Below are 305 nucleotides of genomic sequence, written 5' to 3'. Positions count from 1 at the left end.
GCCCGCGAATAGTAGCCGAGCCCGGCCCAGGCTTTCATGACGTCCTCGGCGGGCGCCGCCGCCAGCGCCCGGACGTCAGGCCATTTTTCGAGGAAGGCGCGAAAATAGGCTTTGACCGCTTCGACCGTGGTCTGCTGCAGCATCACTTCCGACAGCCAAACCCGGTAGGGATCGGGGTTGGCTCCCTCCGCCAGCGCCTTGGGCGCGACGCGCCACGGCAGGTCGCGGTGATGCGCGTCGTACCAGTCAAGCAGGCGGGAGGCGACTGAAACGGCTTCGCTGCTTTCGCCGGATGCGGCCTTGCG

The 305-nt window shown here is 67.5% G+C and carries 1 pseudogene; it reads right to left on the bottom strand.

From position 1 onward, the window contains the following. Positions 1 to 254: pseudogene (locus EN808_RS35740) on the bottom strand (A/G-specific adenine glycosylase); the annotation flags it as partial. Between the last annotated feature and the right edge of the window lie 51 nt (positions 255 to 305).

It is taken from the genome of Mesorhizobium sp. M8A.F.Ca.ET.165.01.1.1 (genome assembly GCF_004792065.1).
GTDB lineage: Bacteria > Pseudomonadota > Alphaproteobacteria > Rhizobiales > Rhizobiaceae > Mesorhizobium.
The sequence above is the reverse complement of the archived record's forward strand: the minus strand, read 5'-3'. Positions and strand labels throughout refer to the sequence as shown.